The following is a 19915-nucleotide window of genomic DNA, read 5'->3' as shown; positions in this document are numbered from 1 at the left end:
TGAGCATGAAGGTTCGATTCTGCCGCCATCACCGCCAATTCACGTGTTATCGGGACAAGACGCTCCTCCGAGCAACTGAAATTATTTCTTCACATATAGCAAAATAATGGAGAAATAATTTCATATTCTGCATCAACGGGTTAATTCCGATGCAAGTGCTATTATTCCTTCACTAACAGCCAATTACTGAAAGTATATTTTCACAATGGCAAAGCGAACCGCCCCACTGCTCCCCGCCTCCACCCGCCTGCTGGAAGGCCTCGGCGAGCGCCTGATGCTCGCGCGAAAGCGTCGCAAGATCACCGCCAAGCAGATGGCCGAGCGGGCCGGCATGTCCCTCCCCACCCTTCGCGCCCTCGAGCAAGGAAGCGCCGGCGTGACAATTGGCGCCTACCTGGCAGTGCTGCAGGTCCTGGGCCTGGAGAAGGACTTGGCCCAGGTAGCCCTGAATGATGAACTTGGCCGTCACCTGCAAGACGCTGCGCTGTCACCCAGGAAGTCAGCGGCCACAAAGAGCCACACAGCTTCACGGCAACCTGACCAACCCAGACCTCAGCGACAGCCAGCAAAGCCTGCTACCCGGCCGATAATCGAGCCCACCGGCAAGACACTTGAAAAGCCGTCTAAAGGCCCTGCTGCCAGTCCGTCGACAACCCCATCCACACCTGCCAAGCGACCAAGCCCGACCAGGAAGAAAGCCCCCGCCGAGACGAAGATCACTACCGGCGCCGACCTGGCTGCCCAATTGATGAGGGAAATCGATGGCTAGCCAGATCCTCGTCTACGTCGACTGGGCGGGACTCGGCGGCCCACAGAGGCTGGGCACCTTGCATTGCACGCGCACCCGCGGAATCGAGCGGTTCGAGTTCGAATTCACCGATTCCGCATTGACCGACCTGGTGCAGCAGGCCCAGCTCGACCCCAGGCTTCTGCCCTTTGGTGGCCGGCAGTTCCCCGCCCAGGGTGCTGCCACCTTCGGCGTGTTTGCCGATGCCTCCCCTGATCGCTGGGGCCGCCTGCTGATGAAACGTCGGCACGAACGGGATATACGCTCCGGGGTAACGCCGGAAGCCTCGAAGCTGTTCGAGTCCGACTACCTGCTGGGCGTGCACGACGCTTTCCGGGTAGGCGTCATCCGCCTCAAGACCGACGCGAATGGCCTAGAGCGCCAAACGACACCTACCTGATCCGACCAGCGCCACATCGACCACGCCTCGCTCGAGAAGCCTCAAGCTCTGATGACAGCGGGATCATGAACCCTTCGATGCAGTTGCCGATCATGAAGTAGATCGTGGCGAAGATACCCCCCAGGAGCCAGCCGCCCAGGCCGAAGCTCCAGAGGCTCGCCAACCCCTGCCAGTACAACCAGAGCTGGAACCCACGAATGCACAGGTTGTAGCAAACAATCAGTGCCCGCATCTGTTCACCTCAGGCAGCCCTGTGCTGCTGTTCGCACGAGGTCAGCCGGCGCCTATTGTGAGTCTTCGATTTACGTACGCAGAAGGACGTCTGGCGATGGCCTACCGTGATGATGCAATCGCCGATCACCACCACGTAGGAGTTCCTGGCCTTTTCCGCCAGTTGCCGCTCGGCTGGTGACAGGCTCCGCAACAAGCAGTGAAAACACTCGCGATCGAAGTAGAAGACTCGCGCGCCGCGATTCCAGGTCTGGGCACCGTGGTCGATCAACCACTCGACCTGCACAGGGCGAATGCCCCGTTGGTGGCAACGTTGAACAGCATGCACACTGAACTCCATCCCGCACCTCCAGAACCTGATACGGCCTGATCGTGTTGGCCGTCCGTGGCCTTGCGGAGTCCTTCCCGGCCGGCATCCTGCCAGGCACGGAGAAAGAATATGTCGCGCGACTTGACAGCCAAATACTGGGCGCCCACACAGGTCAACTATTGGGGCAGGTCCTGCGCCGCTAATTACATTCGGCAGCTTTTGACGGGCTGGCCACGGATTGATGCGTCAACTATTCACACTGATCCGCCTGGTGTTAGCCGGTAGCCCGGATGAAATCCGGGAATCCTGCATCGCTGTTCCCGGATCGCCTCCGGGCCCCCCGCTCACACCGGTCCAGCCCCCTCTCCCTGAGGGAGAGGGGGAAATGGTTGTTACCCTTCGGTCTCCGAATGTGGCGACGCCGCCGTTCGCGAATGCATTCGCCCACACAGAAAAGCGAGTACAAGCCCGAACAAAATCCGTGGAAGCTCCTCACCGCCAGCGAATTACATCCAGACTACGAAGGCAGCAAACAACCATCCGTACGAGCGAGCTCTGCTCGCGATAACCCCGGCCGGGAATTCAACCAATCGGCCGCCCAATACACCGCTCAAAAATACGCACCAACGCCCCGTAATCGCACAACACCGCATCAATGTTGGCGCTCAGCCACTCCCCCTCCTCCACCGGCCACCAACTGATCTCGTAGCCGGCATTGATGATGAGGTGCTCGAACAAGATGCGCTGGGCCCGGCCGTTACCATCCCGGAAGGGGTGGATCATGTTCAGGTCGCCGAAGTGCTCGGCAGCGGCTGCAACAAGGTCGCCACGTTCGAGCCCCTCCAGCCAATTGGCATTGGCCAGTGAGAGAAAGATCTTGTTGGCCTCGGCCTCGACTCGGGTCACATGGCAGAACTGAGTGCCGCCCTTGGCGATATCCACGCTGCGCAACTCGCCAGCCCAGTCGTACAGGTCCCTGAACAACTGGCGGTGAATGCGCTGGAGCGCAGGCAGATCGTAGGGAGGTGAAGAGAATTCGATTTCGCTGACGGCGATTTCAGAGAGGCTGCGCTCCGCTTCATTGAGCGCCTTGTCATCAAGCAGGCCCAGGCGATTGCGAAGGACCATCGTACCGGGGTAGCAGTACGGGTCCTGGTCTGCACCGTACTTGTCGACCATCAGTCCTGCCTGGCGCGGTACGCACTCAGCACGGATTCACGGGAAGGCAGCTTGCGCTCGGCATCGGCCGGCGTCACATCAAATCCTTCCAGGCGCAGGCTGGCCACGTAATTGGATTGGCGTGCCTTGGCGTAGTAGGCCTTCTTGGCCTGCAGGGACGGGGTTGCCATCATCTGGCCTCTCTCGTTGCGTACTGCGGCAGTATAGCGGACGAGGTTTTGACCGCCCCAAGGGAGCGATTGCATAACGCAACGCCTTAAAGGCTGCATCAGCTCGGTTCCAGATGCTAATCAACCCGCTACCTGGCAGTGTCATAGACCTCTGAACGCCCACGTTTGCCAACCGCAATCACGGTGACAACCAAACGCTGATCCACTACCTCATAGACGAGGCGGTAGCCCACCGAGCGCAGCCTGATCTTGTAGCAATCCGGCGTGCCCTTGAGCCGGTCGGCTTCGACCCGGGGAAGGTCGAGGCGCTCCTTCAGCATCTTGGCGAACTGGAGCCGGATGGTGGAGTCCAGCTTGTTCCATTCCTTGAGCGCCTTGGCATTGAATTCCAGGCTGAACTCAGGCACTGGTATCGGTCGCCTGGGCTATCAGCTCGTCGATATCCACCGCCACGGTCGGCTCCCCTTGGCGGACGCGCACAAGTTCGGCCAGGCGGAGGTCGTCGATCAGTTCCAACATCGCCTCATAGCGTGCAGGCGGAACGGCATAAAAGGCAGGCTCATTGCGATTGAGGATAACCACAGTCTCTCCGTGCCCTTCGCGAATGGTCCCCATCGGGTCACGCTTGAGGTCAGTCACGGAGGCGGCTACGTCCGCCAGAATCTGGAAGGTCATTTGAGCCCCCTAAAGCATCAATAAAAGCACTATTTACAGCACCAAAAGGATAGCCGTCATTGGTGACTACATGAAGTGGTTTTTCTGGAAAGCTCTGGTTACCGGGCATAAAGGGCGTTTGGAAGGCCAGTTTCATGGGGCCTTGGGGTCCGACAGGTGCCGGCTCGGATGATCCAGCTTCGCATGCTTTCGGCCTACAAATTCCTGGTCCCTCGGCAAGCAGGAAACTTCACACAGCCCCAGAACTCCGTCCCGGCATTGCCCCCACCGCACGGCGAACGCTCAGGCGCGAGCCACCCCTCTCCTCTTCATGGGTGAAGAGTCACGCTTTCGGAAGCACCGCTCCCGGTGCCGATGAACGACTGAGCGCGAAGCGATCGGGCCGGGGTGCAGGGCGGGGGAGAGGGCAGTTGCCGGCTTACTCCGCGCGCCTTCGCGAAAAGCGCCAAGGTCAGCAACTCCGGCCATTCCGATACCTTGCATGGGGTGTTTCGCAACTCAGCAGCAGAAATGAAAAACCCCGCTCAAGGCGGGGTTCGTTGCGACAAGAAGGCAACTCACACCTTCTCAAGCACCTCGACATCAAAAATCTTCTCCATCGGCCTGGTCCCTTCAAACCAAACGCAACTTGCGCCGTTCTCCGGACCACCACTCATCATGTAGTTGCTGAGTTCTTGAACGGTCATTTTCGGACTGCCACTTTTCAGCTGGACCACATCACCTTTGTTGATCTCGGACATCGCATATCTCCTTGGCTGCGGGTACAGCCAATATATGAGAGCGCGACGTCATTTCAATGACCACTCACCAAAAGGTGCCCCAGCGGCATTGGATTGGCCTCCACCGGAATGCTCACCCGCCCCCTCACTCCACCGCATGGCAATCACAGCAAACCTGGGCTGTGAGCTGATAGGTCGCAAAAAAGCCATCTCAGGAACACCTTGTGTGCGCATGTCGCCGCCAGCAACGCAAGAACAAGACATGTCGGCGCAGAACCGGCTCAGTACAGGACGCAGGCCCCTGCCCTGCCGGCGCGGCCATCACGCACCAGGGTCACGGGGATCAAATGGACAGCGCCGGGCAGTTGGATGACCACCTGCAGCTGGCGCTCGCCGAGATCAGCGATGTTCATCCATACATGCGACACCTGGTCGCAATGGACACTTCACAGAACCATGACATGCTCCATGTGCATGCACGAAGACGATTTCGACGGTTCGGAAACGATCGGTTTCGACTTCATGTTCGCGACGTCGGCTATTCGCAGCTATCAGAATTGTTCGGTTCATCACCTCAAATCAGGAGGTCCGCCATGAGTGCACGCTTTGCAGTGAAACGGGTCCCACGAGTAGGCGTCAGGGGGATCAAGAAGGGTGAGGATCACGGAGCAAACGCGCTGGATGCCTGCTGGTACCGGATCATCGACAGAGCAACTGGCGACTTCGTCGGTGGAAGGCATGCAGAACAAGCCGTGGCGCACGATGAGTGCGAGAGGCTGAACAATAGGACGAGATGTGCGTGATAGTGCTACCTAGTAAAGCCCCGTTTTGTACGGGGCTATTGTAGGTCGCCAGCCCATCTACCTATTGAGGCGAACAAGTACATACCTCCCCCACTTGCTGCTACCCCCTCGATCACGGCTTCCTTTCGCTGTATGCCGGCTCGGATATCTGCAAGACGCTGCCCATCAGCGGGATCAAGCTCGGCTCTTCCTGCATCAGGGCCGTCGACGGGGCCGGGATTCGACATTGGGCGCTTGGCATTGACGTACACGCGACGCACCTTAGCCACCAAAAGTGGCCGGGGTGATTACCCGCCCTTGAGCTCCCTGATAAACACCGCCAGCAACTCCGCCTGACTGCCTATCTCCAGCTTGTCGTAAAGGTTCTTGCGGTGAACCTTCACCGTTCCTCTCTGGATGCCCAGCAACTCGGCAATCGAGCAATTGGTGTAAACGTGCCGCTTCCATATTCCGCAACGAGAGAACAGAGCAGAGGGAACGCGAAGAACTTGAGAAACCCAAGCCGGTGACACCGCCACGTCACCGCAAAGGCAACGAACATGACCGGGAGCGGTGACACCGTCGGTCAATCCAGGTAGATAAATGCATTCTTATAGGCTGATCTTACTCTTCAGCCAGTCAACAACTTCACGCCTGCCTATCGGGGAATACCGGCTCAGATGAGGGAGTCCTGCAATGAAGACCTTGCGACCTGACAGCTCGGCTTCGAACCCACGGCAGGACCAAGAACCGTGGCCTGATGGAACCATTTCCTCGTGGCCTTGAAAGAGCTGCCGCATATGGCCATAGGGTGAAACCGGGGAATTCCCGAACGCCAGAATTAGTTTCGGTTGGACATGACCAATTATCTGCTCGTGAACAGGCCAGCAGAGATCCGCGTCTAGAGGGTAAACTATGCCGCTTGCGTCTCGACTCTTCATAAACACAAGGTTACTGGCACACACATTGCGCAGGTCGTATCCGAGCTCTCGAATTAGCCAAGCCAGCCGTCGTTGCAACGGTGCATTCCCTGGGCTATAGGTTCCCGCCCTGTTTTCCCAGCTCTCGTCCAAGTAAGCATTGGCGCTTTGACAAGGAAGTTTTTCCAAGTGCTGACCAATCGTAGGTCCTCCCTCGCCCCCAGGATTCAGGCCAAGTACGTAGATGTCACCTGGGCAAAGTGTTTGCGCGGCGCTATAAAGAATACAGCCAGCCCTGTCGAGTACCAGAGCAAGATGCGATTCCGCACTAGCGACAAACTGAGCTATAACCATTAAGCCTCTTAAATTATAAAAATTAACAAGACCGCCTCGTAACAACGCGCCTTTTCAGCCCAAACAAAGTGAGCGCCGTCAAGCACATTATTAACCATCAGAACCAAGACTCTAAACGGTGAGTTAGACCGCTGAGAAACCACCAAAAATGTATAGCTTATTGCCCATTATAGACTGCACTCCAAATATGCATCAGTTGCCTTCACCAGCTCCTTGATAAATCGAATGACTTTCTCAAGCTCATCTCGCTTGATTAGGTGCGCGGCAGGGGAACCATTAGTCACAGGTTTTGAGCGATGCACGGCGTCGCCTCGCTTCGATATCCACTCATTGAGGGATCTTTTGGCCTTCTCCGGATCAGTGTTTTGCCAACTCCAACCCTGCGTTACATCGACATCCAGATAATCAACGAAAAGACGCTTGGTTTTGTCTGAAGTCGGATTATGGAACTGCTTAAGCTCCTGCTGGAGCTTCTTAAAAATAAAGTCCCCTACATAGCTCCCTGCGACCGCTGCAAGGCGTTTATTCACAGCCTCCGTCACGCGGTCTTCAACATATGTCTCCCACGCAGTGAGCGCCATCACCAAGCCCGCTCGCTTTAGCACTTCAGCATTGGCCGGAGGTGGATTGGCATTAATCGAATCAAAGTGAGCAAGAAGCTCTTCAGCGTCTTTTATTCCATGTTCGAAGGAGGTTTTGGCAAGCGACATTTCTATCATCTCAAACGATGAAACCAAACAGGAAACAGAAAATTCTCTGTCAGACAAAGGAATCGGGCGAATAGGTGCCTAATCCAGCACCTGACAAAATCTCTTTGACTTGGGCTGAATGTTTGAGCTTACCCTTCGTTGCGGTGACCTTCTGGGTGGTGGTTATCACTTCAAGCTTTAGCCTATAGTCCTTGGCATACGGCCTATTTTTAAATACCGAGCACAAGTAAACAATGAACTGCTCTGCCAGCTCACCACTGTTCAGATAGAGAGTCTTGTAGGAAAGTCGACCGACTGGGCTTACATACAGCCCCTGAACTATATCGTCGTCTCTATAGTGTGGATTTTGGAGATTGGAAGGCACGAGCCGATGAGGAATTTCAGCTCTGATGGTTGCATATTCCACAACAGATTTATTGGGAAAGTCCCCGACCTCACGAAGTAATTGCATTTTTGTTCTCTGCACCAAGCCATAACAATGACGCATAGATCGCCGATCCATCATGCGTCGATAACATTTTTACATATTCTCGCGGCGCTGCGCGATATACTCATCAACTGACTGAGGCAATATTGCGTCATTAATCCTCAATACAGCTCTCAGCAAATACTCCCTGATGCCAGAGCGAGATTTCTTATCCTTCGAATTCATAATGGCTGCCGATATATCCTCAAAAATTAGAGCAATTTTATTGAATTCCCCGATGCTGGCTGCCTTGTCGCAAATAAATTCATCTATCACCATATTTTCCCGAGGTTCGTTCGTTGACGAACAGGGGCAGATAGAGAGTCTCCAGCCATGAAAAAGCTCCCTTCCACTCCATACGAAACGCGCATCTTTGTACGGAATTGGAATCCCATAGCGATTTGTTGTCGGGTACAACCAGTGCTTGGGATTTTTGCACATAGGATACCTTGTAACGATATAAACCCCGAATTCCTTAGCCAGGGGCACATATTTCCCCAGTAACAACTCCAGGCGTTCCTTGACAACACAGTTGGGAGTACTGTCATCCCAGCTCCAGCCCCAATTCGCATTAGAGTTATCAATACCAGAAATCTGCTTCAGTATTTCTTCTCGAAGACCTACATAGAAGTCGAAAATTGTCATTGGCTAATACCTCCTCAACACCCCGCGGGGTCGCTAATTGAGATTGTAACCAAAAGCTCCTGAAAGCAATGCACGCTTCCAGTACTGCTCTCGATCGATGATCACCTTGTCATCAGTTTTCATCGAGCGATATTCAAGCAGGGAGAACTGGAAATTTTTCCTAGCGTAGTTCTTGCCCTCCTTCTTTATGATCTTCGTAAGCTCATCATTCCAGCCATGGCCTGTACCAATATAGCAGGCCCACCTGGACCAGACCCCGGAATCACCATACGCTGAGCCTACGTACTTCTTCCCATTACTCTTATCGACAATCAGATAGACACCTTTCACGTTCTCCAGAGCAGATTTCCAATCCTGTTTCTTCTGCACAATGATTGACTCCAGAACGGAGAAACTGTGTTCTATATTTTCATATCCGCAAAATGCTTCGCCTGTGTATGTCTTCTCAAATATTTGCGAGAGCACCAGGCTTTCGAAGTGCTTTTCAAGATAGAAAGCCCTACCACGGGAACCAGGCCCAGGGTACTCAATTAACAACCTGCCAATATAACTGCTGTACTTATCAGTAAGCTTGACAATATTTTTGTCGGGCAGGCGTTCGATTACTTCAAATATCCCACCAAACAACCATGTACCTGGCCGATGCCGATATCTAATAAGGCTGAATATGTAGCGCCTACTGAAATCGTCGCGCCTGCCTTTCCATCCATTCCAGCCTTTCCATTCCTCTTGATCCCGAACGAATATATCGAGGGGGTCCTGGCTTCCATTCCACACCGCGAAATGAATTTTGTAATCTTTGATCGACTCAAGCTCGATCAGACTTCCAATCTTAATATCCATGAATCCCTCATGTATAAATTTCGCCAACCCCGGCTTTTCCTATAGCGATACGCTGCCAGCAAATTTTTTCCAGTTTTCGTTTTCCACCAGCGTGGACTTATATATTTTAAGAGAACCACATCCCTTTATGGCTTTCAGGGTCTGCTTTACGTGATCGACAACGGAGCCAGAAAGCCAAGGACTTAAGGTGATCCGTCGTATGCTGCTGAGTGGAACAGGGATACGCATTACAGGTGCTCCCTTTTTTTGAGAGCCATAAAAAAGCCTGAACTCTCTCTCATCAACAAACGCATGCCGCTTTAAGAACGGCAAATCATCCTGCAATGGCGCGAATGAGCGGAGCGCCTCTATCGTTTTGTACTTCACCTCCTCTGCGCGCAAGCCAGGTATAGCGCGCACTGCCGAGAGAAGTTTGTCTCTGTCGAACTCGATACAGACTCCACTGCCGCCATGAGAAAATACTCTCCAGTGGTGATAGGTTTCGGACGCGTCGGCCAGGCAGAGCGCATAGGTGCTCTGGTATCCGTTTGCGCGGGCATACTGCTCAATGTAGTAGGAGTCGTTCCTGTCATCCCAAGTAGCAGGATTCAGCAGAACAAGGTCTTTTGTTTGAAGGTAGTCAATCAGGTAGGGGAGCTCGGTATATCTGCGAAGCGACTGTTCCATGGTGTAGAGAGGTCCTTTATTAATATCAAATCACCATCACCCAATAAGCCTTTCCTACAGCCTTCTCCAAGGCCCTGCAAGCCCTGCGCGACGCTTTTAGGCGACTGGCTTGGTCATCTTTGACGAAGGCCCTCAATGCCTCATGGGGAGCAGCGGTTCGCGTGGGGAGGACCACCCCGTGCATACGTCGCCTGAAGGCGCTTCCCGTGGGCGTTTGATGCTCCTGTTTGTTAGAATGTGCGGTTTCCTGCGCTGGCCAGTTCAAGCGGCCAAAGGCACCTCTTCAACTGTGTACATAGCGGCGTACACATTCGAGCTTTTGAACGATGTCCGACAGCAAAATTGTCAATGAAGTCAGGGCCAGACGCACGTTTGCCATCATTTCCCTCCCCAACACAGGCAGAGGGGACGATTGACTTTTCCGACGTTCGCTTTCGGCCGATTCTGTTGAAAAAGTCTATGCCGCTCCGATTCACCTGCACAGAATTGCAAAACGACCGATTTAGGCATTGCCACGTGAAATCTGGGGTAGGTTCGGCCCCCTAAATGACTCAGATTTCAACCTCAGACACGCACTTCCGACGTTAGATGTCCGGACACTCAAGGCGATCCGCCCCTGGGAAGTCTCACGCCCTGCAAAAAAAGGACAGATTTATGTTCGGTACTCTAATATCGCCTCACTGGCCGTGCATCTCATATGCGCAAGCCATTTCTAGAGCAGAAAATTAAATCCGCCCTCTTTTCCCGTTCTCTAAATGTGAAACGCAGTTCTGCGAATTAGAGTACCAAAAATAAATCTGTCCCCTTTTCCTTACATACCTCCCTCACGTACTGCTGCCCCCCCCTCGATCACGGCTTCCTTTCGCTGGATGCCGGCTCGGATATCTGCAAGACGCTGCCCATCAGCGGAATCAAGCTCGGCTCTTCCTGCATCAGCGCCCTCGACGGGGCCGGGATTCGACATTGGGCGCTTGGCGTTGACGTACGCGCGACGCACCTTGGCCACCAAAGGGGTCGGGGTGATCACCCTCCCTTGAGCTCCCTGATAAACACCGCCAGCAACTCCGCCTGACTGCCTATCTCCAGCTTGTCGTAGAGGTTCTTGCGGTGGACCTTCACCGTCCCTCGCTGGATGCCCAGCAACTCTGCAATCGAGCTATTGGCGTACCCCTGCAATACCAAGCGTGCGACCTGACGTTCACGCGGGCTCAACACTTCCCGCCCAAACTGGTCGAACGCGTTGCGAACCCTCTCATCCAGGTCATAGGCAACCCGCTGCTCCTTCGGCCGATGCACCTGCCAAGCCGAACGCACCACCTCATCCACCACCGGTACCGCACTGCGAAATAGCCGCAGCTCCTTTTCGCTGAACGCGAGCCTCCCCCGCCGTCGCATCAGCGACAGTACCGCCCTGCCCTGGCCCTCCAGATTGGTGAAAAAGCCCAGCTCCTCGCACAGGCCCAGGCGGCGGTAATAGCTGCGGAAATACTCGCTGGCATAGAAGCGCTGGGGCGCCAGGTTCCGCATGCTGTGCAACCCCTCCGCCTGGCCGCCCTGGCTGGCGAGGTAGAACGGGTCCAGTCGATAGGGCCCCGTCTGGTACTCGTGCACGAAGAATTGCCGTAGGTGCACCGGGAAGGTGTCGAACAGCGACAGCGGCAGATAGCGCCCCTCGTAGATGAACAGCACGAAGTGATCGACGAAGCCCAAGCGCTGCAGCCAGGTGGTTAACGCCTGTAGTTGCGAGTGGCCGGGAGGTTGCGTCAGTACATCGGCAACGTCTCGGGTCCATTCGGTGAGCTGTCCGTACATTGTCGAGACCTCAATCTGCCGATGCGGATTTGTGCATTTGCACAGATGAAAGAATGTGCATGCCGACAAATCCATAAAGGCACCAAGGTGTGGAGGCGGCATTGTGCAGTCAGGAAAGACACAAAGGCGCCTCCGCGGTTCTGATGAAATACGCCGGTACGGGTTTCCGCAAAAGCACGAAAGCGTCGAAAATCCCGCTAATGAGTTAAATATAACGTGGTTTTGATCTCCCCTCTACCGGACGCTTCCGTCCATGCAGAAGCGATCCGTCCAACCCGGCCGACCGGCCGGCTCCACCACCTTCGATGCCGAGCTGGCGCAAGCCTTCGGCGCCGCGGTTCGCGCCCTGCGCTTGGAGCGAGGCATCGCGCAAGAGTCGTTGGCGAACCTGGCCAGTATCGAACGCTCGCACATGGGTAAGGTCGAACGCGGCGAGCACATGCCCACCCTGGCGATCATCTTCAAGATCGCCGGCGCGCTCGACTGCAGTACGGCGGCGCTAATGGCAGCGACGGAGAACCAGCTCGCCGCATCCAGGGCGTAGTCCCGCGACAGTGCCCCGCCGCAACAAGCGGGGCGGTGAGGTAGCAGGCATGCCACAGACTTTTTGCGAGACCAAATCAGATTTTGCAGACGGTCCTGCTCTAGATCAGCCAGGCGTAGATCGTCGCCGGGAACAAAGGATGATTGCGGATCACGGACAGGTAGGGCTGCCCGGCTTGGTTGGCTTTCTTCCAGGCCGCGCCGATGTCGAAGCCGCCGGCTGCCTCGATGCAGTAGTCGGGACGTTCTCGCTGCTCCGGTCGTTGGGAACGAACTTGACCTTGATGTTGAGCATCAAGGTGCGGACGGTGCTGGTGAAGCCGTCGTTCCGAGCGGTGAAGGCGCCGATGTTGACCTAAATCGTTGAGGTAGATAGTCGAGCCGGAGTGATTCCAACACTCTCCCCCTTGCACACCATGCCAGTAGTCGACCTCATAACTCACTGATTTTTCTGGCATCATCTAGGGCGCTCGCTGCAACCGATGTCCTACGCTACCTGACGGTTTTCAACGATTTCCCACAAAAGCCCCTGAGCTTTCACGGTCAGCCGGAACGAAACTCGATACTCAAAAATGCCTACATCGGGCATCTGACCTGCAGTAGCCGCCTCCGCTCACGATATTGGAGTTCCAATAGTCAACCGCAGCTATCAAGCATGTGCTGAACGTACGAACACCTCGCCCGACCATTGGTTAAGACTCTTCCTGGAAGCCTTAGCGGCAAATGCCGCTCTGCTTCATCTGCAAAAGTGGAATCCAGCATGCGCTTACATCAAACCTGCCCGTATGGTTATGGCGCTTTAGACACGTGCGGCAACCGCGGGAACAGATAGTTACAGGCTAGCTGACGTTCGGGAGCGGGGCCAAATTGTATGGCGCAGCAAGGGAGTTGAATTCGGCATTAATCGCGCCTCGAAGTTTATCGAAGGCAGCGGCGGTCTGCGGAAGATTAAAATTGCAGGTATTTTCTTTCAACCTGATCTCTCCACTCTGAACATGAGCACGAAACAACTGCCGTAATGCGCGTAGCTGGTCGTAAATCACCTTTAGACGACTGACAAGTATACAGTCATGGTACTTAAACCTTGGTTTTGTCACGAACTGCCCGACCGAACGACCAGTGTTGATGGTCTCAATGAGCCCCGTGATTGCCTCCTCAAATGCCCGATAATCGTTCTCCAAGTGCCACGGATCCTGCAGAGCGGGCCGGTCCATCAAGTTCCGAATGTCCAAAAGAGCGTCCGCATCGCCCTTATCCAGAACTGACAGGGCAGTATGACCATGGTTGACCTCACCCTCTATTAGCGCAAGTATGGATTGGAGTTCCGGAGTTGTCTTACCTGAAATTTCGCGAATAAGAGAGTGGTCATCGATAACGTCCGCCTTCCCATCGAAGACCACGCCCTGAGGGACAGACACTGTTTTATAATCGCCTGTTCGTTTACCAATTATCACAACTTTAAGGGAGACATAATTTGTTCCAAGCCCATGCTGTGCGAACTTATTCAATGTCCTCTGTATCTTCAAAGCACTACGCTGCGATGTAACCTGAACCGCCAGGCTGCGGCTTTGGTCTGCCAAGTCGATCGCGGCAGCATTTATCTGACTATGATTAAGATTGGAAAGATCGTATCCGTAGACCTGATTGAGCAATTTCTGATAAAAATGTTCGGCAGCTATATTAAGGTCGAAGAAGTGAAGCTTCCCCAACACCTCTGCCAATGCGCTGAGATTAGTAATATGAAGGGCGATTTGCTTTATAAGCCTCTCACGAATAAGCATAGTATTCCTTGAGCGTTGGGAAACAATTGAAATCCTGAGATCAACGCTTTCTTTATAAATAGAACATAGCTACTGAAAACAGCTTGAAAACCCATCATCTGGGGCGACATCAACCGATCTGAAGCACTCCTGCCAATGAACCTCCGAAGCGGTACACTCACACCTCACGCTATAAACCAAGGTGATGAGAGGATGCTTTGCATCAACTCCTTTAGTCAGGGTTCCTTGGACCTTCCTGAAGTCTTTTGGGAGACTTTCCTCGCACTCCTCACACCGTTTCACGTTCTGGCTTTCGTTCGTTGGCATGAGGCTTTCCATGTTTATTCCGTCGCGAGGCCCTTTCGCTTAACAACAGAGACTCCACAACAAATAGAGAAAGGTTTCTGATGCAGTTCTCCAGAGCATTGCAAAATGTCAGGCGGCCAGTTTTGGTTAATTCTTTCTCGATTGGCTCAAGGCTATCGAGGAACAGACTAGCTGTAACAGGGCACTCATCACCTTTAAGTTCCTCAACAATGGCATCAAGACGCTTCTTGAAAGTAATCTTAGATGCCTTGCCGTAATAACCACCGTGATGAATAAGGCGATTCCTGATGAGATTCATTAGATCCCAGGTTGCAGACAGCGTTTCAAAACTTACAAAGAACTTACTACGACGCGCAAGTTCCTTACTAAAGCTTTCCGTGATATTATTACCATCCAAAATTTTCTTTAGGCAGACGGATACTATTTCCCCTCCGGCCACCATCGTTCCATCCTTAGGATAGCCAAATCGCCGATGATAAATCTGCTTGATCGTATCCTCAAAGAGGCAAAAATAGTTCAAGAATGCCGAAGCATTGAGCGCCGACAAGATCAACTCACGATTAGAGATGCCGACTTCCTTAGATCTATCTATAAAAGACTGGCTGACAAATGTTCGTTTCTCGCTCTCTTGGATCATCTCACCCGGATCCAGTTGGCTTGCAAAGCAGAGCTTTCCGAAAAGCTGACGTCTCGCTTGGGCATTGTCCGGCAGTTCATTAACAAACGCATCTACGTCCGAATCTAATTCGGCCTTCTCTCCAACCTTACCGGAGCCAGGCGTCAAAATTCCTTGGGAAAATATAGCTGGAACTGTAATTAGCGTGTATTGGGTTAGAAAAGCCTTGTAATAGTCAGGATCCCTTGGCCTTGCCGGCAAAACGTCACAGAAAAAACTGGTGAGTGGAAGCATAAATATCCCTATTGGCTTATTTGATAGTGGTGGCTTAGCTGAAGACACACCTTACTAGATACGAAAACTAAATGTTTACTTACACGACATCTCTTCCTGATATTACGCAACCACTTGCGACAACCATATGGGGCTCGCGTGAAACCCGAAGAGCAACCGAGTAACCATCTTAAATAGATTCTACCAACTAAGCCACAAAACCCACAAAACCCACAAACCAATCGACAGGGATATGTGATAGTTGTTGCTTACATTGAAAGCGATCCTTAAATTTTGATCGCCTTAAATCGATAGTCATGTCTCGAAAGCGGTCGCTTGGATGACTGAAGGAGGGCAGCCGCATCGATCACTCCCCTTCAGCCAGGCATGAACTGCTACGCACTCTTGAGCGACTTGAAGCAAACCACCACTGCCGCCAACTCGCCTTCGAGCACCGGCTTGCTTGGATCGAAGGTGTCCTTCTCCCTCACAAAAGCGAGTACCTCCTTTGCGGCCTTGGCAGATGCCCCTTTCAGTTGAAGCTGCTTCAGTGGGTGACGGAAGGTCTTTCCTTTCTCCGGCTCTGGTGCCCTCCTCATATAGAGGTGCTGCAATCCTAGGTAAACATTCTCGTCTGATAGCAGTTGCTTGAGGTCAGCGACACCATATTCACCTTCATTGGCGTCTACCCAGGTGTCGAGTTTGTTCATCAACTGCGCAAGTACTCCACCTCGTAGCTTGAACAATATCGTTTTCGCCGGCTGATCGTCGGTGATCGCAGCAGCGGTGTTGCTATCGGCCCATTCTCTGCACAGAAGGACCCAGTTTTCCTTCACACGGCAATAAATAGTTAAGCCGTGCGGCTGGTAAATGGACGGTGCTACCTGAACCCCGACACGGCTCAGGTCATTGGTCATGGCACGTTGGAGTTGGATTGCGTATAGCATGCGCATCCGCGTCGCAAAGCACCACGGGGTGGCGCCAGTTGCAACCTGCTTGGCTTCTGACGCGGACCAGGACAAGGGACGCTTGACGTTCCAGCTGACCAAGTAAGTGGCCTCATTGCCTTCTTCCCCGTACTCGATAATCAATGGGGCCACCGAAGAATCGGTCTTGATATTGCGAATGGGGACATCATCAGTGAATTTATTCAGTTGGCCCTCACACAACAGAATGTGCACACAGTCAGCCTCGTCGAAGTCGTAGCGAGCCAAATCGCAGGCCGGACTCATCACGGCTACAGCCTTGGTCAAATTGCCGCTCTTCTCGTCCTTGAACAGGAAAACGTCACCCAGGTTGAACTTACCGTTTTTGTAATCGAGCCCGACTGCCTCCTCAGCCTTCAGCAAGGCTGGGTTGAAGACGATATTGGACAGATAGACTGTCTCAGCGGCTTTGTTGATGTTAAAGCTGGAACGTATATTGTTCTTGGCCCACCCATCGATTTCCGAAGCCAACTGATGAACCTGTGAAGAGCCCTGCAGCTCGTACAGGTAATACTCCATCAACACCTCAGTCAGATACGCTCCGACACCGCTTTCCTCATGAGCTAGAGAGATGTCCTTGAGGGCCATGTAGTCCGCGACATCCAGATCCCTAAGCTTGGTCTCGAACCGATCAGCCGCCTCTTTTATGGCTGTTCCCCAGGCAGCATGATAGCCACGCACTGATCGAATAGCCGGATAGGCCGACGCATAGTCAGAAATCATCCGCTGGAGTTCACGCTTGCGGGCAAACATTTCCTTATTTAGCTTTTCAAATTGGCTGGCGTACAACGCGCACGACACCCTGAAGAGGTCTCGCTTTTCCTCGAGCGCCAAAGGCATTGACGACATCAGAAAGATAATCGGAGTAGATCGCGGATGACGCTGCATGATTCGTTTGACAATCGACACTGCCACGTTCACGTTGACGTCAGTGCCATGCGATATCTTCAGATCGATAAATATGATATCCGGGGCGACGTCATGAACTTGGTAATCAGAACCCGAGGTACGCACGGTAGCCTCTGACTCGCCAAGCACCTCCAGCAACGGCTCTAACATCTCCCGGGAGGTCACGACGTCATTGATAAAATCGCTAAACACCTTGGCGCGATGGGCCTTATTCTCCAACTCCTCGATTCGATCAAAGAGCGTTGTAGTTCCCTCTATCGTGGCCAGCGCATCAGCTAAGTCGTCGTACCCCTCAATGTCGAAAATGCCTTGAACCAACCTATAGTCACCCGCGGAGAGGTCATCCAAAAACGCGGTAACTTGTTCAGTGCTCAGTGCAACATTAGGTTGCTCATCAAAAGCGTCATCGATGATCTCGATGTTTTCTATATTGGTAGCCTTGAAGAGCTCGTTCAACATGAATGTCATTTGGCTTCCCCTGCCAATTCCAGCAAAAATGTGTTCAGGCGACCGGCTCTTAGTTGCGGCTCATCCACCAAAGTAAAACTTCCGCCCATCATCTCCGCGCAATCCCGTGCGATATACAAACCCAGGCCATGCCGTTCGGTCGTGCCCTTCGTTGAGAAAAATGGTTCGAATACTACTTCTCTTCGGGCAAGCGGTATGCCCGGACCATTGTCGAAATAGGTAATGCTCGGTGGATTGTCCGAAACAGTGACCTCAATCTCAGGTGCGAAACTCTCATGCTCCTGCGCATAGGCCTTCAGCCAATACACAGAATTCGAAATGAGGTTCTCGATGATCTGAACTACCAGCCCTTCGACGACAAAGGCCTGAACATCATCCAACTCCTGGATGAGCTTCACGGAGATGGCGTGCCGCCTGAATTGTGAATCGTGGGCCGTGAGTACAAAATCCACAATATCACCCAGGCTTCTCATTGATCTTCGCTGCCGGGCCGAAACACTTAGCGGTTCGAGAATGGCTAAGCGCTTTTGGATGCTCTTCAGTTGCGTTTCGAGCACGTTGAACACGCTTTTCAGCTCTTGGCTAATTTGCTTTTTCGGCACATCCTTGAGTGTCTTCTGGGTAAATTCAGTCACCCTTGCCAGTTCATGAGCTACCAACTCCACCGTCAAGCCAATACCGGCCAGATGAGTCATCCGCTCGCGCTCGTTCTCCACAACCTCCAGTTTGTCCACGGCCCGACTGTAGGCGTCTTTGAGTTCGGCAAATGAATCCCTGACTTGCTGCAACACCTGTTCCGGCCCGCTGTAACTTAGGGAAATCTTGCGCACGGCCTGATTGGCTCGCTTCTCCAGATCTTTAACCGCGTTGTTGGTGCGTGTGACATCGAAACCGGCCAGGCGCTCGGTTTTTTCGCTGGCCTTGCCTTCATCAAGCACCCAGGCAATTCGGTTAGTAATGACGCTCTGCAAGCACCTGACCAGCAGCATTTTTTCTGGGCAATCCTGCAGCCCTTGGCGGTTGGTTTGATCCAGAAGTCGTGGATTGCTGAGACGCCCTATGGCAACACGGCCAATGAACTGTTTGGTGTTCAGCTTGTAACCGCTGGACGCTAGCGCTTTGCGGTTGAGTCCGAGCCAGTCGTCCCCTTCGTCACCGTACGGAAGAACCCGATAGCCATCGCGGAACAGCATGACCCCCACCCAGGCCTCAATCATTTTGAGAACATCGGCACGTGCTCCCAGATCCGGAATGGCTTTGATCCTCTGACGGTTATACCAATACAACTGGAACTCGAAATCACCGATGTTGCGCAAGGTCGAAAGTGGATATCCCAACGCATCCAGCCCAGTCATAGCTTTGAGGTCCAACTCGTCGAAGATGTCGGAATACGTATTGCCGCCATACAGGTTCTCGACAATCTCAACCTTGAGCTGCGCCTTACCGTCGATCACGCGATACGTGCCCGTACACCGAGCATGTGCGCTGTCCAACAGGAGCTTGTTGATCTTTGCGGCGTAGGTGACGTCGCTCCCGTTGTATTGGAAGCGAATCGGAAATCGCCGCTTTTTTCCGGCCACGAACGGGTCCGTCAATCGCGCGATCTGCCCGCGGATATTCTCCTCCAACACGCTGGTCGTCCATACGCTGGTAAGATCAGAGATGACGATGGTAGTACCAGACATGTCCTTGGGCTTGCTGCGGCCGCGCTTAACCTTAAGCACGACCGAGTCATGGGATTGGTCGTAAGCTTCCTCGAACTCACGCCAGTCGATATCGAGAATGTTGAAATGGCTGTCTTCGGCACGGGCCGTAGTTACACAAACGCGCCGTCCAAGCCGCATCACCGATAAACGGCCCACACCCTTTTCGCCTAAGTAAACAGAATCACCATCGCTAGCACCCTGCTTCAATTGCCTGGATATCTCCCTGGCCCGACTGGAAGTACCAATGGTCAGGTAGATTTCCTCCAGATCGTACTTGGACATCCCATGTCCGGTGTCACTGACCTCGATCCGGTTTATCCGACGATAGGCGTCGATCAGCGCGTCGCGCAGCTCAGTTCGGGTTTCTGACTCGTTGATAAGCGCCCTGAACTCCTCTAGGTCGTCCTGCTCGGCATCCGCTTGCAGGCTGTCAAAAATGAGCCGCCGGCAAGCACTCAACGAGTGATCGTCATCGATGTAGGCCAAGCACTCTTCGTACTTGGATAACAACATGACAATCGAGAACCTTATATCAATTCCAGTTGTCGACTTCGCATCGATCGAGTTCTTGATTAACTCATAGAGCGCCACCGCATCGGATGAGATCAACTCGGCTCCGAGCTGTAAGATTGTTCGGGCTGTTATTCTAAATGACATC

20 protein-coding genes and 2 pseudogenes are annotated in these 19915 nt (G+C 53.4%); 3 read left to right on the top strand and 19 right to left on the bottom strand.

All coding sequences use genetic code 11. From position 1 onward, the window contains the following. Positions 1 to 205: 205 nt before the first annotated feature. Both E8F11_RS11400 and E8F11_RS11395 read left to right on the top strand, forming a co-directional pair. Positions 206 to 769, top strand: a complete 564-nt coding sequence (locus E8F11_RS11400; RefSeq protein ID WP_280288936.1) for a helix-turn-helix transcriptional regulator — start codon at positions 206 to 208, stop codon at positions 767 to 769. Then, complete coding sequence (locus tag E8F11_RS11395; protein ID WP_280288935.1) at positions 762 to 1187, top strand: hypothetical protein; 426 nt, start codon at positions 762 to 764, stop codon at positions 1185 to 1187. Before E8F11_RS11400 ends, E8F11_RS11395 begins: the two co-directional genes overlap by 8 nt. Before the next feature lie 241 nt (positions 1188 to 1428). Here E8F11_RS11395 and E8F11_RS11390 read toward each other — a convergent pair whose 3' ends face one another. The 14 genes and pseudogenes from E8F11_RS11390 to E8F11_RS11325 form a co-directional block, all read right to left on the bottom strand. Next, positions 1429 to 1758, bottom strand: coding sequence for a hypothetical protein (locus E8F11_RS11390; protein ID WP_280288934.1), 330 nt, complete (start codon positions 1756 to 1758; stop codon positions 1429 to 1431). Between the two features lie 552 nt (positions 1759 to 2310). After that, positions 2311 to 2907: a putative adenosine monophosphate-protein transferase Fic gene (locus tag E8F11_RS11385; RefSeq protein WP_280288933.1), complete on the bottom strand. Its 597-nt coding sequence runs from the start codon at positions 2905 to 2907 to the stop codon at positions 2311 to 2313. After that, on the bottom strand, positions 2907 to 3077 hold the full coding sequence (locus E8F11_RS11380; RefSeq protein ID WP_280288962.1) for a YhfG family protein: 171 nt from the start codon (positions 3075 to 3077) through the stop codon (positions 2907 to 2909). Before E8F11_RS11380 ends, E8F11_RS11385 begins: the two co-directional genes overlap by 1 nt. 128 nt (positions 3078 to 3205) lie before the next feature. Continuing rightward, entirely contained in the window at positions 3206 to 3484 is a 279-nt protein-coding gene (locus E8F11_RS11375; protein ID WP_280288932.1) for a type II toxin-antitoxin system RelE/ParE family toxin, read from the bottom strand. Beyond that, positions 3477 to 3752 (bottom strand): type II toxin-antitoxin system Phd/YefM family antitoxin, encoded by a 276-nt coding sequence (locus E8F11_RS11370; RefSeq protein ID WP_280288931.1) that lies wholly within the window; start codon positions 3750 to 3752, stop codon positions 3477 to 3479. Before E8F11_RS11370 ends, E8F11_RS11375 begins: the two co-directional genes overlap by 8 nt. Positions 3753 to 4309: 557 nt before the next feature. Beyond that, on the bottom strand, positions 4310 to 4492 hold the full coding sequence (locus tag E8F11_RS11365; RefSeq protein ID WP_280288930.1) for a DUF2158 domain-containing protein: 183 nt from the start codon (positions 4490 to 4492) through the stop codon (positions 4310 to 4312). 260 nt (positions 4493 to 4752) lie between these two features. Next, positions 4753 to 4884 (bottom strand): hypothetical protein, encoded by a 132-nt coding sequence (locus tag E8F11_RS11360; RefSeq protein ID WP_280288929.1) that lies wholly within the window; start codon positions 4882 to 4884, stop codon positions 4753 to 4755. A gap of 677 nt (positions 4885 to 5561) precedes the next feature. Beyond that, positions 5562 to 5705 (bottom strand): annotated as a pseudogene (locus tag E8F11_RS11355) (LuxR C-terminal-related transcriptional regulator); the annotation flags it as partial. A gap of 989 nt (positions 5706 to 6694) precedes the next feature. Next, positions 6695 to 7237: a HEPN domain-containing protein gene (locus tag E8F11_RS11350; RefSeq protein ID WP_280288928.1), complete on the bottom strand. Its 543-nt coding sequence runs from the start codon at positions 7235 to 7237 to the stop codon at positions 6695 to 6697. Between the two features lie 49 nt (positions 7238 to 7286). Beyond that, positions 7287 to 7688 (bottom strand): hypothetical protein, encoded by a 402-nt coding sequence (locus E8F11_RS11345; protein ID WP_280288927.1) that lies wholly within the window; start codon positions 7686 to 7688, stop codon positions 7287 to 7289. A 69-nt stretch (positions 7689 to 7757) separates the two neighbouring features. Further along, the gene (locus E8F11_RS11340; protein WP_280288926.1) at positions 7758 to 8348 is read right to left on the bottom strand and encodes a hypothetical protein; all 591 of its coding nucleotides are present in this window, start codon (positions 8346 to 8348) and stop codon (positions 7758 to 7760) included. 33 nt (positions 8349 to 8381) lie between these two features. Further along, a complete protein-coding gene (locus tag E8F11_RS11335) occupies positions 8382 to 9191 on the bottom strand; it encodes a GIY-YIG nuclease family protein (protein WP_280288925.1) in 810 nt (269 codons plus the stop codon). A gap of 39 nt (positions 9192 to 9230) precedes the next feature. Then, positions 9231 to 9857, bottom strand: coding sequence for a DUF2971 domain-containing protein (locus E8F11_RS11330; protein WP_280288924.1), 627 nt, complete (start codon positions 9855 to 9857; stop codon positions 9231 to 9233). Positions 9858 to 10880: 1023 nt separating this feature from the next. Continuing rightward, on the bottom strand, positions 10881 to 11669 hold the full coding sequence (locus tag E8F11_RS11325; RefSeq protein ID WP_280288923.1) for a LuxR family transcriptional regulator: 789 nt from the start codon (positions 11667 to 11669) through the stop codon (positions 10881 to 10883). Between the two features lie 253 nt (positions 11670 to 11922). On the opposite strand from E8F11_RS11325, the gene E8F11_RS11320 reads away from it, so the two are divergent. Next, positions 11923 to 12213: a helix-turn-helix transcriptional regulator gene (locus tag E8F11_RS11320; RefSeq protein WP_280288922.1), complete on the top strand. Its 291-nt coding sequence runs from the start codon at positions 11923 to 11925 to the stop codon at positions 12211 to 12213. Between the two features lie 59 nt (positions 12214 to 12272). On the opposite strand, the pseudogene E8F11_RS11315 reads toward E8F11_RS11320, so the two are convergent. The 5 genes and pseudogenes from E8F11_RS11315 to E8F11_RS11295 form a co-directional block, all read right to left on the bottom strand. Beyond that, positions 12273 to 12561, bottom strand: a pseudogene (locus E8F11_RS11315) (DUF736 domain-containing protein); the annotation flags it as partial. A 490-nt stretch (positions 12562 to 13051) separates the two neighbouring features. Beyond that, entirely contained in the window at positions 13052 to 13993 is a 942-nt protein-coding gene (locus E8F11_RS11310; protein ID WP_280288921.1) for an SMEK domain-containing protein, read from the bottom strand. A gap of 268 nt (positions 13994 to 14261) precedes the next feature. Then, positions 14262 to 15209 carry a hypothetical protein gene (locus E8F11_RS11305; protein WP_280288920.1) on the bottom strand — a complete coding sequence of 316 codons (948 nt, stop codon included), beginning with the start codon at positions 15207 to 15209 and terminating at the stop codon, positions 14262 to 14264. A 374-nt stretch (positions 15210 to 15583) separates the two neighbouring features. Next, positions 15584 to 17551, bottom strand: coding sequence for a hypothetical protein (locus tag E8F11_RS11300; protein ID WP_280288919.1), 1968 nt, complete (start codon positions 17549 to 17551; stop codon positions 15584 to 15586). Further along, positions 17548 to 19914, bottom strand: coding sequence for an ATP-binding protein (locus tag E8F11_RS11295; protein ID WP_280288918.1), 2367 nt, complete (start codon positions 19912 to 19914; stop codon positions 17548 to 17550). Before E8F11_RS11295 ends, E8F11_RS11300 begins: the two co-directional genes overlap by 4 nt. Position 19915 lies beyond the last annotated feature (1 nt).

It is taken from the genome of Pseudomonas sp. BN417 (assembly GCF_029871205.1).
In the GTDB taxonomy this organism is placed as follows: domain Bacteria; phylum Pseudomonadota; class Gammaproteobacteria; order Pseudomonadales; family Pseudomonadaceae; genus Metapseudomonas.
The sequence above is the reverse complement of the archived record's forward strand: the minus strand, read 5'-3'. Positions and strand labels throughout refer to the sequence as shown.

What these genes read in the sequence shown, in the direction of transcription:
- E8F11_RS11400 (WP_280288936.1), top strand. Translation starts at nt 206, where the DNA reads ATGGCAAAGCGAACCGCCCCACTGCTCCCCGCCTCCACCCGCCTGCTG.
- E8F11_RS11395 (WP_280288935.1), top strand. Translation starts at nt 762, where the DNA reads ATGGCTAGCCAGATCCTCGTCTACGTCGACTGGGCGGGACTCGGCGGC.
- E8F11_RS11390 (WP_280288934.1), bottom strand. Translation starts at nt 1,758, where the DNA reads ATGGAGTTCAGTGTGCATGCTGTTCAACGTTGCCACCAACGGGGCATT.
- E8F11_RS11385 (WP_280288933.1), bottom strand. Translation starts at nt 2,907, where the DNA reads ATGGTCGACAAGTACGGTGCAGACCAGGACCCGTACTGCTACCCCGGT.
- E8F11_RS11380 (WP_280288962.1), bottom strand. Translation starts at nt 3,077, where the DNA reads ATGGCAACCCCGTCCCTGCAGGCCAAGAAGGCCTACTACGCCAAGGCA.
- E8F11_RS11370 (WP_280288931.1), bottom strand. Translation starts at nt 3,752, where the DNA reads ATGACCTTCCAGATTCTGGCGGACGTAGCCGCCTCCGTGACTGACCTC.
- E8F11_RS11365 (WP_280288930.1), bottom strand. Translation starts at nt 4,492, where the DNA reads ATGTCCGAGATCAACAAAGGTGATGTGGTCCAGCTGAAAAGTGGCAGT.
- E8F11_RS11360 (WP_280288929.1), bottom strand. Translation starts at nt 4,884, where the DNA reads ATGAACATCGCTGATCTCGGCGAGCGCCAGCTGCAGGTGGTCATCCAA.
- E8F11_RS11350 (WP_280288928.1), bottom strand. Translation starts at nt 7,237, where the DNA reads ATGTCGCTTGCCAAAACCTCCTTCGAACATGGAATAAAAGACGCTGAA.
- E8F11_RS11345 (WP_280288927.1), bottom strand. Translation starts at nt 7,688, where the DNA reads ATGCAATTACTTCGTGAGGTCGGGGACTTTCCCAATAAATCTGTTGTG.
- E8F11_RS11340 (WP_280288926.1), bottom strand. Translation starts at nt 8,348, where the DNA reads ATGACAATTTTCGACTTCTATGTAGGTCTTCGAGAAGAAATACTGAAG.
- E8F11_RS11335 (WP_280288925.1), bottom strand. Translation starts at nt 9,191, where the DNA reads ATGGATATTAAGATTGGAAGTCTGATCGAGCTTGAGTCGATCAAAGAT.
- E8F11_RS11330 (WP_280288924.1), bottom strand. Translation starts at nt 9,857, where the DNA reads ATGGAACAGTCGCTTCGCAGATATACCGAGCTCCCCTACCTGATTGAC.
- E8F11_RS11325 (WP_280288923.1), bottom strand. Translation starts at nt 11,669, where the DNA reads ATGTACGGACAGCTCACCGAATGGACCCGAGACGTTGCCGATGTACTG.
- E8F11_RS11320 (WP_280288922.1), top strand. Translation starts at nt 11,923, where the DNA reads ATGCAGAAGCGATCCGTCCAACCCGGCCGACCGGCCGGCTCCACCACC.
- E8F11_RS11310 (WP_280288921.1), bottom strand. Translation starts at nt 13,993, where the DNA reads ATGCTTATTCGTGAGAGGCTTATAAAGCAAATCGCCCTTCATATTACT.
- E8F11_RS11305 (WP_280288920.1), bottom strand. Translation starts at nt 15,209, where the DNA reads ATGCTTCCACTCACCAGTTTTTTCTGTGACGTTTTGCCGGCAAGGCCA.
- E8F11_RS11300 (WP_280288919.1), bottom strand. Translation starts at nt 17,551, where the DNA reads ATGACATTCATGTTGAACGAGCTCTTCAAGGCTACCAATATAGAAAAC.
- E8F11_RS11295 (WP_280288918.1), bottom strand. Translation starts at nt 19,914, where the DNA reads ATGTCATTTAGAATAACAGCCCGAACAATCTTACAGCTCGGAGCCGAG.